The sequence below is a fragment of the Actinophytocola sp. genome (assembly GCF_050699935.1).
In the GTDB taxonomy this organism is placed as follows: domain Bacteria; phylum Actinomycetota; class Actinomycetes; order Mycobacteriales; family Pseudonocardiaceae; genus Actinophytocola.
In genome coordinates this window covers 1-17,805 of sequence record NZ_JBOHGB010000147.1, presented here as the reverse complement: position 1 = coordinate 17,805, position 17,805 = coordinate 1, and the positions used below count along the sequence as shown (strand labels likewise).

General features: G+C 71.6%; 17 protein-coding genes and 1 tRNA gene. 10 read left to right on the top strand and 8 right to left on the bottom strand.

The genetic code is table 11. The annotated features are described in order from the left end of the window. The 3 genes from ACRDTB_RS31315 to ACRDTB_RS31305 form a co-directional block, all read left to right on the top strand. The coding region (locus tag ACRDTB_RS31315; RefSeq protein WP_431435799.1) for a hypothetical protein at window positions 1–280 on the top strand (280 nt) is incomplete at its 5' end. A gap of 163 nt (window positions 281–443) precedes the next feature. Next, the gene (locus ACRDTB_RS31310) at window positions 444–2,564 is read left to right on the top strand and encodes a bifunctional MFS transporter/dTMP kinase (RefSeq protein WP_431435798.1); all 2,121 of its coding nucleotides are present in this window, start codon (window positions 444–446) and stop codon (window positions 2,562–2,564) included. Beyond that, window positions 2,561–3,751, top strand: coding sequence for a DNA polymerase III subunit delta' (locus ACRDTB_RS31305; RefSeq protein ID WP_431435796.1), 1,191 nt, complete (start codon window positions 2,561–2,563; stop codon window positions 3,749–3,751). Before ACRDTB_RS31310 ends, ACRDTB_RS31305 begins: the two co-directional genes overlap by 4 nt. A 341-nt stretch (window positions 3,752–4,092) precedes the next feature. On the opposite strand, the gene ACRDTB_RS31300 is transcribed toward ACRDTB_RS31305, so the two are convergent. Next, complete coding sequence (locus ACRDTB_RS31300; protein ID WP_431435795.1) at window positions 4,093–6,072, bottom strand: hypothetical protein; 1,980 nt, start codon at window positions 6,070–6,072, stop codon at window positions 4,093–4,095. 111 nt (window positions 6,073–6,183) lie between these two features. Between ACRDTB_RS31300 and ACRDTB_RS31295 the strand changes: the two genes are divergently transcribed. Together ACRDTB_RS31295 and ACRDTB_RS31290 are read left to right on the top strand one after the other, a co-directional pair. Next, window positions 6,184–6,260 (top strand) — tRNA-Thr (locus ACRDTB_RS31295). A 259-nt stretch (window positions 6,261–6,519) separates the two neighbouring features. Then, window positions 6,520–7,041 (top strand): gamma carbonic anhydrase family protein, encoded by a 522-nt coding sequence (locus tag ACRDTB_RS31290; protein ID WP_431435794.1) that lies wholly within the window; start codon window positions 6,520–6,522, stop codon window positions 7,039–7,041. Here the strand turns inward: ACRDTB_RS31290 and ACRDTB_RS31285 are convergent. The 3 genes from ACRDTB_RS31285 to ACRDTB_RS31275 form a co-directional block, all read right to left on the bottom strand. Continuing rightward, window positions 7,025–7,327 carry a GNAT family N-acetyltransferase gene (locus ACRDTB_RS31285; RefSeq protein ID WP_431435793.1) on the bottom strand — a complete coding sequence of 101 codons (303 nt, stop codon included), beginning with the start codon at window positions 7,325–7,327 and terminating at the stop codon, window positions 7,025–7,027. The two genes, ACRDTB_RS31290 and ACRDTB_RS31285, sit on opposite strands and share 17 nt — an antisense overlap. Before the next feature lie 34 nt (window positions 7,328–7,361). Further along, entirely contained in the window at window positions 7,362–7,574 is a 213-nt protein-coding gene (locus ACRDTB_RS31280; protein ID WP_431435792.1) for a hypothetical protein, read from the bottom strand. A gap of 256 nt (window positions 7,575–7,830) precedes the next feature. Further along, window positions 7,831–8,610 carry a class I SAM-dependent methyltransferase gene (locus tag ACRDTB_RS31275; RefSeq protein WP_431435791.1) on the bottom strand — a complete coding sequence of 260 codons (780 nt, stop codon included), beginning with the start codon at window positions 8,608–8,610 and terminating at the stop codon, window positions 7,831–7,833. 74 nt (window positions 8,611–8,684) lie between these two features. On the opposite strand from ACRDTB_RS31275, the gene ACRDTB_RS31270 reads away from it, so the two are divergent. After that, the gene (locus ACRDTB_RS31270; RefSeq protein ID WP_431435790.1) at window positions 8,685–9,104 is read left to right on the top strand and encodes an uL11 family ribosomal protein; all 420 of its coding nucleotides are present in this window, start codon (window positions 8,685–8,687) and stop codon (window positions 9,102–9,104) included. A gap of 478 nt (window positions 9,105–9,582) precedes the next feature. On the opposite strand, the gene ACRDTB_RS31265 is transcribed toward ACRDTB_RS31270, so the two are convergent. Next, entirely contained in the window at window positions 9,583–10,260 is a 678-nt protein-coding gene (locus ACRDTB_RS31265; RefSeq protein WP_431435789.1) for a class I SAM-dependent methyltransferase, read from the bottom strand. A 31-nt stretch (window positions 10,261–10,291) separates the two neighbouring features. Here ACRDTB_RS31265 and ACRDTB_RS31260 point away from each other — a divergent pair, with 31 nt between their 5' ends. Together ACRDTB_RS31260 and glyA are read left to right on the top strand one after the other, a co-directional pair. Beyond that, the gene (locus ACRDTB_RS31260) at window positions 10,292–10,744 is read left to right on the top strand and encodes an HIT family protein (protein ID WP_431435788.1); all 453 of its coding nucleotides are present in this window, start codon (window positions 10,292–10,294) and stop codon (window positions 10,742–10,744) included. Between the two features lie 46 nt (window positions 10,745–10,790). Continuing rightward, window positions 10,791–12,053, top strand: coding sequence for a serine hydroxymethyltransferase (gene glyA, locus ACRDTB_RS31255; protein WP_431435787.1), 1,263 nt, complete (start codon window positions 10,791–10,793; stop codon window positions 12,051–12,053). Window positions 12,054–12,228: 175 nt separating this feature from the next. Here glyA and ACRDTB_RS31250 read toward each other — a convergent pair whose 3' ends face one another. Continuing rightward, window positions 12,229–13,803, bottom strand: a complete 1,575-nt coding sequence (locus ACRDTB_RS31250) for a glycoside hydrolase family 10 protein (protein ID WP_431435786.1) — start codon at window positions 13,801–13,803, stop codon at window positions 12,229–12,231. A 247-nt stretch (window positions 13,804–14,050) separates the two neighbouring features. On the opposite strand from ACRDTB_RS31250, the gene ACRDTB_RS31245 reads away from it, so the two are divergent. Both ACRDTB_RS31245 and ACRDTB_RS31240 read left to right on the top strand, forming a co-directional pair. Continuing rightward, on the top strand, window positions 14,051–14,575 hold the full coding sequence (locus ACRDTB_RS31245; RefSeq protein ID WP_431435785.1) for a MarR family winged helix-turn-helix transcriptional regulator: 525 nt from the start codon (window positions 14,051–14,053) through the stop codon (window positions 14,573–14,575). Further along, entirely contained in the window at window positions 14,575–16,173 is a 1,599-nt protein-coding gene (locus tag ACRDTB_RS31240) for an MDR family MFS transporter (RefSeq protein WP_431435784.1), read from the top strand. Before ACRDTB_RS31245 ends, ACRDTB_RS31240 begins: the two co-directional genes overlap by 1 nt. A 70-nt stretch (window positions 16,174–16,243) precedes the next feature. On the opposite strand, the gene ACRDTB_RS31235 is transcribed toward ACRDTB_RS31240, so the two are convergent. Both ACRDTB_RS31235 and ACRDTB_RS31230 read right to left on the bottom strand, forming a co-directional pair. After that, window positions 16,244–16,738, bottom strand: a complete 495-nt coding sequence (locus ACRDTB_RS31235; RefSeq protein ID WP_431435800.1) for an inorganic diphosphatase — start codon at window positions 16,736–16,738, stop codon at window positions 16,244–16,246. A gap of 861 nt (window positions 16,739–17,599) precedes the next feature. Next, window positions 17,600–17,805: hypothetical protein (locus ACRDTB_RS31230; RefSeq protein ID WP_431435782.1), on the bottom strand; the 206-nt coding region annotated here is incomplete at its 5' end.

The window sequence follows — 17,805 nt, the reverse complement described above, 5'->3', positions numbered from 1 at the left end:
CGGCGCGGCCGGTCGGGCGCCGGCGTCCGACATCCCCGCGCCTCGGCGTGCGGGGTCCACGGCCCGCGCGCTGCCGTCGGCGATCACGTCCGGTGAGCAGTCGCGGCGGATCCGGCTACCGCGCGGGTTCACCCGGGACCAGCCGGCGCCATCCAAAACCCAGGGCCAGTCGTCAGCCGGACGCGTGACACTCATCCTGGCGTTACTCCTGGTGATGGTTGTGCTCGGTATCGTGGTGCTCGCGGGCTTCATCGACACGATCTCCTCGGTGTTCGACTGAGACGGCGAGCACTATTCAAAACACTCCGGATCAGCAGCTCCCGGGCACGCCGCGGGCCTGTTTTGAATAGTGCTCGAAGCACCCGAGCGGGAGCCGGGCTCGTTCACCCACTACGGTCCGACCATCCGAACACGCTCGTCCGGGCTACCCTGGGGCCGCGGGGATGCGTGGGGAAGGGGTGGCGGGTATCAGCGGGGGCGCGGAATTCGAGTCGAGTGTCGGCGCGGGGACGCCGACCCGGTCGAACGCGTCCATCACGCACCGTGCCCGCAGTGTGCTGGCGATCCGCGGCTTCCGCCGGCTCTGGGGAGTCACCTATCTGTGCAGCATCGGCGACTGGCTGTCACTGCTCGCACTGACCGGTCTCGTCACCAAGCTCACCGAGGGGTACCAGGCGCAGAGCTTCGCGTTCGCCGGCGTCGTGCTCACCCAGCTGCTGCCGGGCCTGCTCTTCGCGCCGCTCGGCGGACTGCTCGCGGACCGGTTCGACCGTCGCAAGATCATGATGCTCTGCGACATCGCCCGCTGCGCGCTGTTCATGTCGATCGCGATCGTGGGCTCGACCCTGTGGCTGTTCATCGGGAACTTCATGATCGGCTGCTGCGCGATGATGTGGATCCCGTCGAAGGACGCGGCGGTGCCCAACCTGCTGCGCCGGCCGGACCAGGTCGAGACCGCGAGCCAGCTCGGCATGGTGATGACCTACGGCCTCGCCGTGATCACCGGCGCCGGCCTGTACTCCGCGATCACCGGCATCACCACGAACCTCAACATCCAGCCCGACCCGGCCGGCCTCGGCATGGCCAAGATCATCCTCGTCATCAACGGCCTGCTGTACCTCGCCAGCGCGATCCTCGTGGCCACCCGGATCCCGGAGCTGTCGCTGCGGGACTCGACGCCGGTGCGCCAGGCCCGCAAGGAGCGCAAGGCGGAGGAGGACAAGCCCGGCTTCGTCGCGATGGTCCGGGACGCGGCCCGGTTCGTCCGCAGCACGCCGCTGGTGCGCGGGCTGCTGATCGGCATGCTCGGCGCGTTCGCCGCGGCCGGCGCGCTGATCGGATCGGCGAGCCCCTACGCGGACAGCCTGCGCGGTGGCGAGTCGACGTTCGGCCTGCTGTTCGTGGCGATGTTCATCGGGCTCGCGGCCGGCATGGCCGGCTCCCCGAAGCTCGCCCGGCGGCTGCCGCACAACCGGCTGTTCGGCATCGCGATCGTGCTCGCCGGCCTCGTGCTGTGCCTGGTCGCGCTGTCCCCGCACCTGGCCGTCTCGCTGATCACCGTGATGTTGGTCGGCGCGTGCGCCGGGGCGGCGTTCCTGACCGGCGTGACGATCATCGGCACCCAGATCGAGGACGTCATCCGCGGCCGCATCAACGCGATCTACCAGTCGCTGATGAAGATCATCCTGGCCGCCGCGATGGCGTTGACGCCGCTGCTGGTCGGCCTGGTCCACCCGCGCACGGTCATCGTGTGGGGCCGGGAGATGACGATCGACGGCACCCGCCCGGTGCTGCTGGCCGCGGGGCTGCTCGCCGCGCTGGTCGGCGTGATCGCCTACCGGCAGATGGACGACCGACGCACCGAGCCGATCCTCGCCGACCTGCTCGCCGCGATCCGCCGCAAGCCGCGGCGGTCCACCGGCCTGCTGGTCGCGGTGGAGGGCGACATCGTCGAGGACACCTCGTCCCAGGCGCGCCTGCTGGCCGACTGGCTGCGCCGGCCGGGCACCAAGGAGGTGCTGCTGGCGAGCGACCCGGCGCTGGACGACGACCGGCTGCGGTCGGTGCTGTCGAGCGCGCATCTCGCCGGGGCGCGGGCGCACGCGCTGGTCGCCGCGGCCGTGCGGGCCGACATCGTGGAGCGGCAGATCCGGCCGGCGCTGGACCGGGGCGCGCTGGTGGTCATGGAGCGGTTCGTGGACAGCCCGCTGGCGCACCTGTCGGCGGCCGCCGGGCTCGACCCGGCCGAGCTGGAGGGCCTGGCCGACTGGGCCACCGCGCGACTGCGGCCGGACGTCACGATCCTTCTGGACCGCGACCCGAGCACCCTGGCCGGTGCCGGCACCACCCAGCCGACCCAGCATCATTGGCACGTGCAGCGGGTGTTGACGGAGATGGCGTCGGCCGATCCGGACCGGTACGTGGTGGTGGACGCGGACGGCACGCCGGAGGAGGTGGCCGCGCGGGTGCGGGTCGCGGTGCAGACGGCGCTGGCCGGGCGGCGGCTCGCCAGCCTGGTGCCGGGCGACGGCCTCACCCCGGTTCACGCGGGGGAAAGCTCGTGACGGTCTGGGACCAGGTCGTCGGCCAGCCCGACGCGGTGTCCGTGCTGACCTCGTCGGCGGCCGTGGCGGCGTCGATGGTCGACGGCACGTTCACCGGCTCGGCTTCGGCGGTCGCGCACGCGTGGCTGTTCACCGGCCCGCCCGGTTCGGGCCGGTCGGTCGCGGCGCGCGCGTTCGCGGCGGCGCTGGAGTGCGAGACGGGTGCCGGGTGCGGTTCGTGCCGCGGCTGCCGGACCACGATGGCCGGCACGCACGCGGACGTGCACGTGGTGGTGCCCGAGGGGCTGTCGATCTCCGTGGCCGAGATGCGCGCGCTGGTCCAGATCGCCGCGCGGCGGCCGACCGGGGCGCGCTGGCAGGTCGTGATCATCACCGACGCGGACCGGCTGACCGAGGGCGCGGCGAACGCGCTGCTGAAGGCGGTGGAGGAGCCGCCGGAGCGGACGGTGTTCCTGTTGTGCGCGCCGTCGGACCACCCGGACGACGTTCCGGTGACGATTCGTTCGCGGTGCCGCCACCTCGGCCTGCGAACCCCGGCGGCGCCCGCGATCGCCGAGGTGCTGCGCGACCGCGACGGCATCCCGGCGGACATGGCGACCTGGGCGGCGTCGGTATGCGGCGGCCATGTGGGCCGGGCCCGCCGCCTGGCGACGGACGACGCGGCCCGCTCGCGGCGGGAGTCCGTGTTGCGGATCCCGCTGTCCCTGCGCCGCCTGCCGGACGTGTTCACCTGCGCGGACGACCTGGTGAAGTCGGCGGAGGCGGACGCCAGCGAGGTGAGCGGCGCCCGCGACGAGGCCGAGAAGGAGGCGCTCAAGACCGCAATGGGCCACGGCGGCACGGGAAAGGGCGCCGCCGCGGCGACCCGAGGCAGCGCCGCGGCGATCAAGGAGCTCGAGCGCCGCCAGAAGTCGAGAGCCACCAGAACCCAACGCGACGCGATCGACCTGGCACTGGTGGACCTGGCGGGCTTCTATCGAGACGTGCTGGTCGTGTCGAGCGTCGCCCCCGCAGCCCTGAACCACCCGGACCGCGAGCCGGACGCCCGCAAGGCCGCGGCCGTGTGGACCCCGGAGTCGACCCTGCGCCGCCTGGAAGCGGTCCTCGCGTGCCGCGAGGCGCTGGAGCTGAACGTGAAGCCCCGCATCGCGATCGAGGCCATGCTGACGACCCTGCACCACGGCTGACCTGTGGACAGTCCCCTCGAAACCGTCAGACCACCTGGCTAGGCTGAAATCAGGGGGCCCCCGCGAGGTTGTCCACAGGTCGGGCGACTGTCCACAGAGTCACGCTTGGCCGCCGGATTCGTCGCCCCTCGTCGGTAGGCTGGAAATCGGGGGCCGGAGGCCGCCGCCCCCGGCGACGGCCTCCGTTGCCGCGCTAGCCCGCCTCCCCGGAATTCAATGCGTCGGTCGCTTCCCAGCGAACGGTTGCGGATATCGGGTTGATTGTGGCTGGGTGCCGTCACGGTCCCCCGAGGTTCCGTTGGTCGGCACAAGACCTCACATGATGATCCACCAGACGGGCTCTAGTGCTCCGGCCGCTTCCTCGGCATCAACGGCAACCGGGGCTTGCGCCGAGTCCCGGCCGGCTTTCCTTGTGCGGCCTCGGGTTCGGCGTCCTCGGTGTCGGCCGGTTCGGTGTCGGCCCGGTCGGCATCCGACACGACCTCGGTCTCGTCGTCGACGACAGGCGTGCTCTCCGCATCGGTGGCCGGCGGTTCGGCCGCCTCCGCTTCGGCCGACTCGGTTCCAGCCGCCTCGGCACCGACAGCGTCGGCGTCAGCTGATTCGGCGTCGGCTGGCGGCGCCTCGACAGCCTCGGCGTCGGGCACCTCCGCGCCAGGCGCCTCGTCGGGGGCGGTCGCGTCGTCCGGTTCCGGGCGTGGCGGGCCGACCGGTGTCCCACCCGCAGCCGCGTACCGCCGCCGCGTCGTGCCCGGAACCGCCGCGACCAGCACCACGCCGATCAGCAGCATCGCCGTGCCCGTCCAGAACATCGGGATCGTCTTGTACGCCATCGTCGTGTACGCCAGGCCCGGCGGCTGCATGCCCTGCGGCGACGGCGCGGGCGGCGGGGCCGGCTCGCCCGATGGCCGCGTGCAGACCACCCCGCCCGCCGGGGCGTACGCCCGCGCCACCTGCTCGCCCAGCGAAACCTGCGCCAGCGCCGAGGGCAGGTTCGGCAGGCCCAGCGCCGCGGTCGGCAGCACCTGCAGGTCCAGCATCCGCGCGGTCGCACCCAGCTGGTAGCCCTTGAACGGGTCGGTCATCGCCGCGCCGCGCTCGTCCAGCTGCGCCACGCCGATCCGCAGCACGCCCAGGTCCAGCTTCCGCAGCGTGTCCGTGACCGGCTGGCCGTTCGCCAGCAGACCGCCGATGACCGGCAGGTCCTTCGCGCCCGGCACCCCCGGCAGCGGCAGGCCGATCGGGACGTCGAGCGTCGGGTGCGCCGCGTCCAGGCCGCCCAGCCGCCTGCCGCCCTGCCACACCTCCAGCACGGGCGCGGTGTACTCGACCGTCGACGTCTTCGGGTCGCCGGTCGAGGTGACCCGCAGCGTCGGCTGGCTCACCACCCGGACCTCGATCGCGAACGGCGTACCCGCGAGCAGCGCCAGCTTCGCGACCCGCAGCGTGGACGTCGACTCGACGGCCTTGTTCTTCGAGCCGGGGATGTCGACGAGCCGGACCGTCGACCGCGCGGACAGCGTGTTCGGCAGGCTCACCAGCGAGCCCTCCGCACCCGTGTCCGAGCCGCCGGACAGCACGCCGCCGAGCGTGCTCAGCGGGCCGGCGAGCCGACGCAGACCGTCGACGACGGCCTGGTCCTGCCGGGCGGTCAGGTTGGGCGCGTCGAACACGCCCGACAGATCGGTGACGTCCGGCAGGGTCGGGATCGCGTTGACCAGCGAGAGGCTGCCGACCTCGGTGGACGCGTCGGAGATCGTGTCCACGCACGGGCCGAGCTCCTCGTCCCACTGTGCGTGCACCTGACCGTGCAGGCCCCGCGCGGTGATCAACGCGTCGAGCGGGGTGGACGGCAGGGCGAGTCCGCTGTGCACCGGCTGCGGATTGTTCGGCGGCGCGGTCTGTGCGAGCGCACCCGGGGCCTGTGGGCGCGCGCCCTGGATGGCGGCGCCACCGGGCGCTGCCTCGGCGATCGCGCGCTCGAACGCGAGGTAGGACTCGGAGTTCGCCTGCGCGGTGGCCAGCCCGAAGCCCAGCTCGGCGGCGGGCTGCTCGGGCAGCTTGTCGGAGGCCTCCGGTTGGATGGTCCTGGTGGGCGCCGAGTTGGGCAGGATCCGCACGACACCGAGCCCCGTGCCCGCGTCCCCGACGGCGTGCGCGGTGGGTGCCGGCCCGTTCGGCGCGGACATGGGCGGGGCGTCGGGGTTCGTCGGGGTCGGCACGGGCGTGGTCACCGGCTGCGCGGCCGCCGGCGCGGCGCAGAGCGCAAGCACCACGGCCACCAGCGGCAGGGCCGCGGTGACGGCAAAGCGTCCGCGCATCGGCCGGCGCCTCCTCGCATGCGTCAGGGTCCCCGACCTGTGTACGCCTCCCTTAACGACGGCGGTGGCGTGCAGGTGACGCGGCGACGCCAGCTACACTGGACGCGCTTCGCCGCCTTAGCTCAGTCGGCCAGAGCGGCTCACTCGTAATGAGCAGGTCGTCGGTTCGATTCCGACAGGCGGCTCCAGGTCAGAGGCCTGATGGCCCCAGATCCGCCCCGTTCGTGGGGCCGGATCTGGGGCCAGAAGTTTGATCACACCACGGCAAGGACGGCGCCGCGTCGGTCTGCCCCGCATGGCTCTGCCACCGGGCCGAGGGGACCGACCGGAGCGCGGGGTCGCGTTCGGCTACCTGGTCAACCAGATGCCGCCCGGCGGGGTGGCCGACCCGCGGTCGTCGGCGCTGATCTAGGCGGTGTTCGTGGCCGCCTGACCTACGGTGTGGACATGCCGCTGTTCGCCTTCGAGGGCACGAGCCCGACGGTCCACCCGGACGCGTGGATCGCGCCGACCGCGACGCTGGTCGGCGACGTGACGGTCGAGGCGGACGCCTCGGTCTGGTACGGCGCCGTGCTGCGTGCCGACTTCGGCGCGATCGTCGTCCGAGCGGGCGCGAACGTGCAGGACAACTCCGTGATCCATGTGGGGGACGGGACGTGCGAGGTCGGGCCGGGTGCGACCGTCGGGCACCTGTGCATGGTGCACCACTGCACGATCGGCGCGCAGGCGGTGATCGGCAACGGCGCCACCGTTCTGGACGGCGCGGTGATCGGTGCCCGCGCGCTGGTGGCGGCCGGCTCGACCGTCACCCCCGGCTCGTCGGTTCCACCGGAGACGGTGGCGTTCGGCTCGCCGGCCACGCGGTTCGCGCCGCTGCTCGGAGACGCGAAGGCGTGGGTGGACGGCAACCCGAAGATCTACCAGGATCTCGCCCGCCGCCACCGCGCCGGCATCACCCCGGCGTCGTGAAGGAGACGATCGTGCTGATCCGGACGAAGCCGTGCTTCTCCAGGATCGGCCGGCTGGTCGGCTGCGCGTCGATGCGCAGGTAGCTGAAGCCCCGCTCGGCGGCCAGCCGGGCGCGGAAGCCGACCATCGCGCGGTAGATGCCGCGCCGGCGCCACTCCGGCAGCGTGCCGCCACCCCAGAGGCTCGCGAAGTCGGTGCCAGCGTGGAAGTCCACCCGCGACGCGCACACCGGGGTCCCGCCGGCCATCGCGAGCACGATGGCGAGCGCGTCCGGGTCCCTGGCCAACCGCTCGCGCAGGCCGGCGATCCCCGGCCCGAAGTCACCGCCGAAGACCTCCTCGTGCTTTGGCCAGCCGCAGACCGGCTTCGTCGGTGGCCGCGCGGAGCTCGACGCCCTCGGGCGCGGGCAGGTCGGTCGGGAGGTCCGCGACGTCGGCGACCATCAGGGCCTCCTCCTCGCCGGGCTGGAGCCCCGCCGCGCGCGGCCGGTCGGGCAGGTCGTCCGGCTTTTGTCGTAGGCGTAGTACTTCCACTCGAACGAGCGGCCCATGCCGCTGAAGTACGCGACCTGCTCGGCGATCGTCGCGTCGGCCGTCGACGAGTCGAGGTCCGACCAGTCGATGCCGGTCCAGCCGTCCGCAAAGGACTGACGCAGCGGATCACGTTGCCGGCCCGTTGGAGGCGGCCGGCGCCGAGGCCCGGCCGGACGGTGTTGCGCAGCTGCTCCTCGAGCGCCGCCAGCACGGCCGTACGGTCCGTCTGGAAGTTCAGCACACCGCGGCATGCGGTTTACCGGTGCGCGGCGACGAGCACATGCGGGGTGGCTCCGAGCGTCGACGGCTCGCGCTCGGTGCGTGCGGCCAGCTCGAGCACCAGCGCCCGATCATCCGGATCGGACAGTCGTCGCGCGATGTCGGGCATCCAGTGCGTCATGCCCTCCACGGCGTAGAGGTCGTCGAGGTGCAGGCCGGCGTCGGCGACCTCGTCGGGCAGCTCCGCCGGGCGGTGGAAGTAGACCGTGGTGAAGCCGTCGGCGAGGTGCACGGTGTCGCGCCGGATGCCGGTCGCGAGGTCGGTGCGCATCAGGTCGACGAACTCCGGGTAGTCCGCCATCCCGTTGAGGAGCGTCTCGTACATCGACGCGAAGCGGCTGATCGTCGCGGCCAGCACGACACCGCCGGGCCGGACGACGCGGCGCGCCTCGGCGAACGCGCGGACCCGGTCGGAGCGGTCCAGCAGATGGTATAGCGGGCCGAACACGAGGACGGCGTCCCAGCTCGCGTCGGCCTCGGGCAGCTCGCGTGCGTCTGCTTCGTCGGCCGCGATTCCCTTGCCCCGCACGGACTCGACGTGCAGCGGCACCGGATCGACGACCTTCACGCGATGGCCGCGCCCGGCGAGCCAGGTCGCGTAGACGCCGAACGCGCCGCCGACGTCGAGCACGGACGCGGGCGGGGCGGGTAGCAGGCGGTCGAGCAACACCTTGGTACGCAACAGTTCCAGCGTCCCGTCCAGCCGGTTCCGCTCGCCGCCGCGGTCGTAGTAGGTGCGGATGTCCCGATCCAGCATGCCCTCAAACGGTAGCGACCGGGCGGGCAAATCGCGGTTGAGTTCTACGTAACGTCAATCCTTAGCCTCGCGCCATGCCACCGAAGAAGACGTTCCGGGTCACGATCGAGATGCCCGCGGGCGACGCGCCGATGATGGACCTGGGCAAGATGCTCGGCCAGAGCGGGGTGAACCTGGTCGAGGTCAAGCGCGCCTACGACGCGGCGACCGCCACCCAGCGCGGTGACCTGGTGCCCGCGGTGATCACCGTGTTCGAGGACCGGACGTTCGAGCTGCGGCTGAAGACGCCGCCGACGTCGTTCCTCATCAAGAAGGCGTTGGGCGGCAAGGGTTCCGCAGCACCGGGCCACGACGGCGCCGGCCGGCTGACCCGCGCCGAGCTGCGGGCCGTGGCCGAACGCAAGCTCCCCGACCTGAACACAACGGACATCGAGGCGGCGATGCGCATCATCACGGGCACGGCTCGCTCGATGGGAGTATCCATAGTGGACTAAATCGCGGTCGTCCCGGCTCATGCCGGACGCTCACGCATCCCGGCCGAGCCGCTGCCCGGAATGCCACTGCCCGACACGCGCTGCTGCTGGAGGTGCTGCGCTGGGCGAGTTCGCCGGGCGCGCCGCGGCCGGACATGCGTCGCTGGACGGGCTGTGCCCGGGCGTTGCCGGGCGCAGAGGGTCGGGCAAGGCGTTGTCGGGCAAGGCGCCGACCGCTGCTTGGCCCAATTCGCGATGCTCGCGTCGCCCGGCACCGGTGAGCCATCGCCCACACCACAAGCTGTCCACAACCCGCCAACCTGTCCACAGCCCAAGCCACACAAGCCTTTCCCGTCACCCCGGCCAGTAGACTGGCGTGGTGGGGTGGCCCCCGGTGAGGGTGGGGGCCGCCATCCACGGGGCGGCGATCCACGGGGCGGACTCGGTGTCGAGGGGGGTCGGGTTCGTGTCGTGTGCGCCATTCGGCGCGCGGTCTCGGTCAGGGGTGCCGTCCGGCGGCGTCCTGGCCTGCCGGTGGTTTGCGGGCCAGGAGGAAGGCCTGCGGGGTCCGTTCCGGGAAGGCGCTGTCCTCGTCCGGTGCGCGCACCATCCGCGCGCGCTCCACGAACCCCGCCGCCCCGAGCAGCCCGGCCACCCGGTCCGGCTGCCGGCGGTGGAAGTCGAGCGAGACCTCATGGCCGCCCGCGTTCGTGAGGTGCAGCGGCGCGTCCCCCACCTGGAACGCGAGCTGCAGGTACCCGCCGGGCGCGAGCACCCGCTGGAACTCCGCGAACACGGCCGGCAGCTCCGGGTCCGGAACGTGGATGATCGAGTACCACGCCAGGACACCGCCGAGCGAGGCGTCCTCTAGGTCCAGCGCCAGCATCGAGCCGACCTCGAACCGCAACCCCGGGTACGCCCGCCGGGCGACCTCGACCACCCGCGGTGACAGGTCGATGCCGAACACCGGGACCCCGAGCCCGTCCAGGTGCGCGGTCATCCGCCCGGCGCCGCATCCGATGTCGGCGACCGGGCCGGTGACGAGCTCCGCGAAGCCGGCGAGTACCGCACGGTCCAGCGGTTTCGCGGCCAGCTCGGTGCGGATCCAGCCGGCGTAGTCGTCGGCCGTCGCGTCGTAGGACGCGCGGGTGCGCCGCAGGAAGTCCGGTTCCGTCACGACCGGCACGCTAGCGCGTAGCTTGCCCCGTATGACGTCCTGCTTCGTGTGCGCCAAGCACCGGGACCCGGACCTGCTGCCGGTCGGCGCGGATGACCTCGTCGTCGTCACTCACGTGTCGCCCGACTCGCCCGGCAGGGAAGGCGGTCCGGTCTACCTCGGCCACCTCGTCGTCGAACCGCGCCGGCACGCTCCCGAGCTCGCGGACCTGACCGACCTCGAGGCCGCCGCGGTCGGGACCTGGGCCGCGCGCGCCAGCCGGGCGCTGCGCGACGCCGGCGCCGAGCACGTCTACGCCGCGGTGATCGGGCACCACGTCAACCACCTGCACCAGCGCCTCATCCCGCGCTACCCGGGCACGCCCCGCGAGTACTGGTGGCCACCGCGGATGGACGAGTGGCCGCGGGCCCGGCTCGGCGGGCACGAGGAGGTCTCCCGGGTCGTGCACGACCTGCGGGCACGTCTGGAGCGGGGTGGCCGATAGTGTGCTGTCGTCGAGCCCGACGACAGCGTTTGATGGAGGCACCCACATGCACCAGCCGGCGATCCCGCACCTGGCCGCGGCCGACCCGGAGCTCGCGGAGCTCGTCGAGGGCGAGGCGAGGCGCCAGTTCGAGAAGGTACGGCTGATCGCGTCGGAGAACTACGTGTCGACCGCTGTCCTCGAGGCGACGGGCACGGTGCTGACGAACAAGTACTCGGAGGGCTACGCCGGCAAGCGGTACTACGAGGGCCAGCAGTTCATCGACCGGGTCGAGACGCTCGCGGTGCAGCGGGCGAAGGCCGTGTTCGGCGTCGACCACGCGAACGTGCAGCCCTACTCCGGCTCGCCCGCGAACCTGGCGGTTTACCTGGCGCTCGCGAAGCCCGGCGACACGGTGATGGGCATGGCGCTGCCGGCCGGCGGCCACCTGACGCACGGCTGGAGCGTGTCCGCGACCGGCAAGTGGTTCCGCGCGGTGCAGTACGGCGTGCGCAAGGACACCGGTCGGGTCGACATGGACGAGGTGCGCGAGCTGGCGCTGGCGGAGCGCCCGAAGCTGATCTTCTGCGGCGGGACGGCCATTCCGCGCACCATCGACTTCCCGGCGTTCGCGGAGATCGCCCGCGAGGTCGGCGCCGTGCTGGTCGCGGACATCGCGCACATCGCGGGCCTGGTGGCGGGCGGCGCGCACCCGTCTCCGGTGGGCCACGCGCAGATCATCTCGACGACGACGCACAAGACCCTCCGCGGCCCGCGCGGCGCGATGCTGATGTCCGACGCGGAGCACGCGAAGGCGTTGGACAAGGCGGTCTTCCCCGGTTTGCAGGGCGGCCCGCACAACCACACGACGGCGGCGATCGCGGTGGCCCTGGCCGAGGCGGCGCAGCCGGCGTTCCGCGACTACGCGGCCGGCATCGTTGCCAACGCGGCGGCCCTGGCGGAGGCGCTGTCGGAGCGCGGTTTCGACCTCGTGTCCGGCGGGACTGACAACCACCTGATCCTGGCCGACCTGACGAACAAGGGAATCGGCGGCAAGCCGGCTGCGCAGGCGCTCGACCGGGCGGGCATCGAGCTGAACTACAACACGGTGCCCTTCGACCCCCGCAAGCCGTTCGACCCGTCGGGCATCCGCCTCGGCACAGCCGCGATCACCACCCGCGGTCTGGGCGTGGCGCAGATGCCGCAAGTGGCGGAGTGGATGGACCGCACGATAACGGCCGCGAACCAGGCTGACGAAACCACGATCGGCAAGATCGCGACGGAGGTCGCGGAACTCCTGTCCGCCTACTCGATGCCAGGCTGGAACTGACCTGTCCACAACCGCCGAGGTTGTCCACACCCGACCGCGGTCCCCGCTCGATGTCAGCCCACACCGGTAGACTGGCACGTGAGGGTGGCCCCCGGGATAGGGTGGGGCTTTCGTTTCTCGCGTTCTGCACGCGCGTGCGCGCGACCCGTTCGCCCGCGTGCTGGCTATGCCACTGTCACCTGACGACCCGCGGCACGGACGCCCGGCTCTCGTTGTGTGAGCGGTCCAGCGCGGTCATCACGTACGTGTACCGGTCAGCTGCGGCCGTGTCGTCCACAAAGGACTGCAGTGCGCCGGAGGTGGCACGAACCGTGCCGACCAGGTGGCGACCGTCCACGAGCGCGCATGGCGTGTAGTCGCCCGGAACCCGGTACACGGCATAGGAATCCGACCGCCGGTCCGTGCCCGCCCACGTCAGCTCGACGCCGTCGGCGGTCCGCCGCGCCGACGCGATCGCCGGGGGCCGCGGCCCGGGACCCGCGAGCCGGCCCGCGGTCGGCACCAGCGCCGGCTGTCCGTAGTGGTCCCGCTTCACGATCGACATGTGCTCGAGCCTGTTCGCCCGCACCTGCACGGCGGAGAAGTAGATGTCCCCGCGCACCTGCGGGTGGGACTTGTTGAACGTGAGGTGCTTGCTCATCTCGTTCGGGTCGTGCCACGGCGGTCCCTGCGCCGGGTCGGCCACCTTGTAGTTGGCCTGTCCTATGTAGAGCGACACGTCGGTGCCGTCGACCACGCCCGACCACCATGGCACGAGCTTCGCGTAGTCGGCCACCGTGAACCCGATGTTCCAGTACACCTGCGGCACGATGTAGTCGATCCACTCCTCGCGCACCCATTTGCGCGTGTCCGCGTAGAGGTCGTCGTAGGTCTGCACGCCGCCCTGCGTCGGCGACCCCTCCGGGTCCGTCGACGAGTTGCGCCAGATCGCGAACGGGCTGACGCCGAAGGTCATCGACGGCTTCTCCGCGCGGATCGCGCTGGAGAGCCTCGAGATCAGCGTGTCGATGTTGTGCCGCCGCCAGTCCTCGATGTTGTCGAAGTCGCCGCCGTGCTCGGCGTAGGTGTCGGCGTCGTCGAAGGTCTCGCCGGCCACCGGGTACGGATAGAAGTAGTCGTCGAAGTGCACGGCGTCCATGTCGTAGCGGCGCACCGCGTCCATGATCGCGTCGATCGTGAACTGCTGGACCTCCGGCAGGCCCGGGTCGTAGTACAGCTTGCCGCCGTATGGGATCACCCAGTCCGGGTGCACGCGCGCGGGATGCGTCGGCACGAGCGCGTCGATGTTCGTGTCCATCGAGATCCGGTACGGGTTGAACCAGCCGTGGAACTCCAGGTTCCGCTTGTGCGCCTCGGCCACGGCGAACGCCAGCGGGTCGTAGCCCGGGTCCTGGCCCTGCTGCCCGGACAGCCATACCGACCACGGCTCGAAGGGCGACGGCCAGAACGCGTCGGCCGTCGGCCGGACCTGGACCACGACCGAGTTCAGCCCCAGCTCCACCGCCTCGTCGTACCAGCGGAGCAACTCGGCCTTCTGCTCCTCGGCCGACAGGCCCTGGCGCGATGGCCAGTCGATGTTGGTCACGCTCGCGATCCACTCGGCGCGCAGCTGCTGCTTCGGCGTCGCCGGGTCGGGTGCCGGGCAGTCGGTCGTGCCGGCGGCTTGGTCGGGCTCGGCCGCGGCGGCGGTCGGGACGGTCAGCAGGGCACCGGCGACGACGACGGCGCCGAGAAGGCGACGGAGGCGCATCCGAGCAGTTTGTCGCCTCCCGGCCACGCTGTAAACCGTGGAGACCTAACGAGTTAGCTGCAGTTCGTCTGAATAGTTCACGCCACGATCTCCGGGTGGTATGTCCGCTTGCTGGTGTTTGTGCAGGTCAGCGAGCGTATCGTGGGATTCGGCTCACAGGGGAACTCGGTTGCGACCGTGCCGCGTCCGGGCGCATGCTTGTATCGAGCAACTAATTGGATGATGCAAGCAACAGGAGTGAGCGGTCGTGGTCGCACCCGGATCGAACGCACTGGGCGCCGAGTTGACCGACTGGGAGATCGAGTGCGGCCACCGGTTGGCCGGGGCGATGTTCGGTCTCGGCAAGCAGCAGGCGAGTCTGGGCCAGCGGATGAGCCGGTCGGGGGTGGACCGCTCGACGATCCTGCTGCTCAAGGCCCTGGTCGTGCAGGGACCCAGCCGGTCGAACGAGCTCGCCACCGCGGTGCACTCCGATCCGTCGACGGTCTCGCGCCAGGTCGCGGCACTGGTCCGCGACGGCCTCGTGGAGCGCCGAGCCGATCCGGAGGACGGCCGGGCGAGCGTGCTCGTCGCGACCGACCGCGGGCTGGCCCTGCTCGAGGAACAGCGCAGGCGCCTCGGACTCGCGCTGGCACGGGTGGTCCGGCAGTGGGAGCCCGAGGACGTGTCCCAGTTCCTGGAGTTGCTCGAGCGTTTCGTCGCGGACCACGAACGCGCACTGCCGATGTTGATCAACGAATGCGCCAAGGCGCGTTCCGAAGGGGTGAACTGATGGCTGAACCGGCCTCGCGCGCCGAGGCTGAAGCACCGTCCACGGGGGGACGGGACGCACTCACGCACCGCCAGATCATGACTGTGCTCGCCGGGCTCATGCTCGGCATGCTGCTGGCCGCGCTCGACATGACGATCATGGCGTCGGCCACGAAGACCATCGCCGACCAGCTACACGGCCAGACCATCCAGGCGTGGGTGACGACCTCGTACCTGATCACGTCGACGATCTCCACACCGCTGTACGGCAAGCTGTCCGACATCCTCGGGCGCAAGCCGATGTACCTGGCCGCGATCACGCTGTTCCTCACCGGCTCGGTGCTGTCCGGCGTCGCGAACTCCATGTACGAGCTGGCCGCGTTCCGCGCGGTGCAGGGGCTCGGTGCCGGCGGGCTGATGTCGCTGGCGCTCGCGATCATCGCGGACATGGTGTCGCCGCGGGAACGCAGCCGCTACCAGGGCTACTTCATGGGAGTCTGGGGCGTCTCCAGCGTCGCCGGCCCGGTCGTGGGCGGCTTCTTCGCCGGGGCCGGCACCTTCGCCGGGATCGACGGGTGGCGCTGGGTGTTCCTGGTGAACGTGCCGATCGGCATCGTCGCGCTGATCGTCGTCGCGAAGTTCCTGAACGTGCCGCACCGGCGGGTCGACCACCGCGTCGACTACTGGGGTGCCGGCGCGCTCGCGGTCGCGCTCGTGCCGCTGCTGATCGTGGCCGAGCAGGGTCGCGAGTGGGGCTGGGGCTCGGGCCGGTCGCTGCTGATGTACGTGGTCGGCGCGGCCGGTGTCGTCGCGTTCGTGCTCGTGGAGCGGATCATGGGCGACGAGGCCCTGCTGCCGATGCGGTTGTTCCGCCGGTCGGTGTTCTCGCTCACCAACATGATCAACTTCGTGATGGGCCTCGGGATGTTCGGCCTGATGATGTCGCTCCCGCTGTACCTGCAGATCGTCAAGGGCGCGACCCCGACCGAGTCGGGCCTGCTGACCCTGCCGATGACCGCGGGCATCCTGGTCGCGTCCATGGGCAGCGGCATCGTGATCTCCAGGACCGGGCGGTACAAACGCTTCCCAGTCATGGGGCTCGCGATCGTCTCGGCCGCGATGTTCCTGTTCGCGCAGATCGGCGTGGACACCCCGCTGTGGCAGACGATGATCGTGATGGCGGTCGCGGGTGCCGGTCTGGGCCTGTGCATGCAGACCCTGATCCTGGCGATCCAGAACGACGTGCCGGCCCGGGACATGGGCGTGGCCACCTCGTCGGCGACGTTCTTCCGGTCGATCGGCGGCACGGTCGGCACCGCGGTGTTCCTGTCCATCCTGTTCACCGTGACCCTGGACAACCTGCCGGCCCCTGCCGGCGCCGGCGGTGCCGTCGACCTGAACGACACGTCGTTCCTGGCGACGCTGCCACCCGCGCAGGCACGGCCGATCCTGGATGCCTTCTCGGCCGGCATCGACACGGTGTACCTGGTCGGCGGGTTCGTGATGCTGGTGGCGTTCGTGCTGATCTGGTTCCTCAAGGAGGTTCCGCTGTCCGACAAGTCCGGCATCCAGCGGGCCGCAGACGACGAGGCGGCCGCGGCTCCGGCGACGGTGCGCTGACGAACCGCGTTCGGTTGACCGGGGGAGGTGAAGGCCCCGCGCGTCTCCGGACGCGCGGGGCCCGCCGTGTTCAGTGGTGTACGCCGGTGTCCTGGAGTCGTTGGTAGGAACGGATGATCTCCGCCTCGGCCTCGGTGCGGCCGACCCAGGTGGCGCCCTCGACGCTCTTGCCGGGCTCGAGATCCTTGTACACCTCGAAGAAGTGCTGGATCTCCAGGCGGTGGTACTCGGCGAGGTGATGGATGTCGCGCAGGTGCTCCGTGCGCGGGTCCTCGGCCGGCACGCAGAGGACCTTGTCGTCGCCGCCCTTCTCGTCGGTCATGCGAAACATGCCGATTGCGCGCGACTTGATCAGGCAGCCCGGGAAGGTCGGCTCCTGGACCAGCACGAGGGCGTCGAGCGGGTCGCCGTCCTCGCCGAGCGTGTTCTCGACGAAGCCGTAGTCGGCGGGGTACTGGGTGGCGGTGAACAGGGTCCGGTCGAGCCGGATGCGCCCGGTCTCGTGGTCCATCTCGTACTTGTTGCGCTCCCCTTTGGGGATCTCGATGGTGACGTCGAACTCCACCGCTGCCCTCACTTCACTCAGATCCTCCGGCTACGCCCATTAGTCTGAACCACCGCGAGGACGAGGACCGGGAGGGCACGTGCCGCATCCAGGGGACAAGGACAGGCCCACATCCGAGGGCGAGGACACGTCTGTCGCGGGCTCGACCCCGAACCACCCGGCCACGACCTGGCCGGTGGCCGAACTGGCGCAGGGTGAGCCGAGCCGCCCCCTCCCGAGACCGGCCGTGCGGCAGTCCGGGTCCACCTCCGAACTCGACTCACCCGCCGAGCGGACCACCTCCACGCCACCCGCCCCCTCGCCTCCGTCTTCCGCGAGTGGCGGGTCATCAGGTGCCGCCTCGCCAGAGGGCGCTGCCGCATCAACCGCGTCCAGCGGGTCTGCCGGGCCTTCGGACGGCACCTCCGCGAAGTCCGCCAACGACGCGGTCACCAAGCAGTCGGATGGCACGGCGGGGCCCACCACCAACGCGACGGGCAAGCCATCGAAGGCGACCGAGACGGCGTCGCCGACCAAGCCGGTGTCCGGTGCACCCGCCAAGCCGGCCGCGGAGGCGCCGGCCAAGTCCGCGAGGTCCGGGACGGAGTCACCAACCAAGCCATCGGACGGCGCGGCCGCGCAGCCGGTCACGGAGCCGCCGGCCAAGTCCGCGAAGCCACCCGCGGACCCGCCGACCGAGTCGGTCACGGCCGCGGCTACGGAGTCGCCCACCGAGCCACCCGGGGCCCGGTCCACGAGGCCCACGACCGAACCGCGGTCCAAGTCGCAGCCCGCGAAGGCGGCCGCGAAGCCGCCGGAGACCGAACCGCGCGCCGAATCGTCCGCGACACCGTCCGCGCGGCCGACGGAGTCGCCCAGCGATCAGCGGGCGAGCTCGCCGGCACGGTCCCCAGAGGCGCCGACGCCGAGTCGCACCGCGCCAACGCCCGCGCCCCCGAAGCCGCCCGCGCCCCCGAAGCCGGCGGCGCCCGCGAAACCCGCCGAGTCGCCGGCCGGGGCGCAGCAAGCCACACCCTCGAGGCAAGCGGAATCCGACGCCCGGCCGACCGAGAAGCCGGCGGGCACCC

Coding starts and splice junctions, on each gene's coding strand:
- ACRDTB_RS31240 (WP_431435784.1), top strand. CDS start 14,575: ATGGCTGAACCGGCCTCGCGCGCCGAGGCTGAAGCACCGTCCACGGGG.
- ACRDTB_RS31270 (WP_431435790.1), top strand. CDS start 8,685: ATGCCACCGAAGAAGACGTTCCGGGTCACGATCGAGATGCCCGCGGGC.
- ACRDTB_RS31250 (WP_431435786.1), bottom strand. CDS start 13,803: ATGCGCCTCCGTCGCCTTCTCGGCGCCGTCGTCGTCGCCGGTGCCCTG.
- ACRDTB_RS31300 (WP_431435795.1), bottom strand. CDS start 6,072: ATGCGCGGACGCTTTGCCGTCACCGCGGCCCTGCCGCTGGTGGCCGTG.
- ACRDTB_RS31275 (WP_431435791.1), bottom strand. CDS start 8,610: ATGCTGGATCGGGACATCCGCACCTACTACGACCGCGGCGGCGAGCGG.
- glyA (WP_431435787.1), top strand. CDS start 10,791: ATGCACCAGCCGGCGATCCCGCACCTGGCCGCGGCCGACCCGGAGCTC.
- ACRDTB_RS31310 (WP_431435798.1), top strand. CDS start 444: ATGCGTGGGGAAGGGGTGGCGGGTATCAGCGGGGGCGCGGAATTCGAG.
- ACRDTB_RS31260 (WP_431435788.1), top strand. CDS start 10,292: ATGACGTCCTGCTTCGTGTGCGCCAAGCACCGGGACCCGGACCTGCTG.
- ACRDTB_RS31290 (WP_431435794.1), top strand. CDS start 6,520: ATGCCGCTGTTCGCCTTCGAGGGCACGAGCCCGACGGTCCACCCGGAC.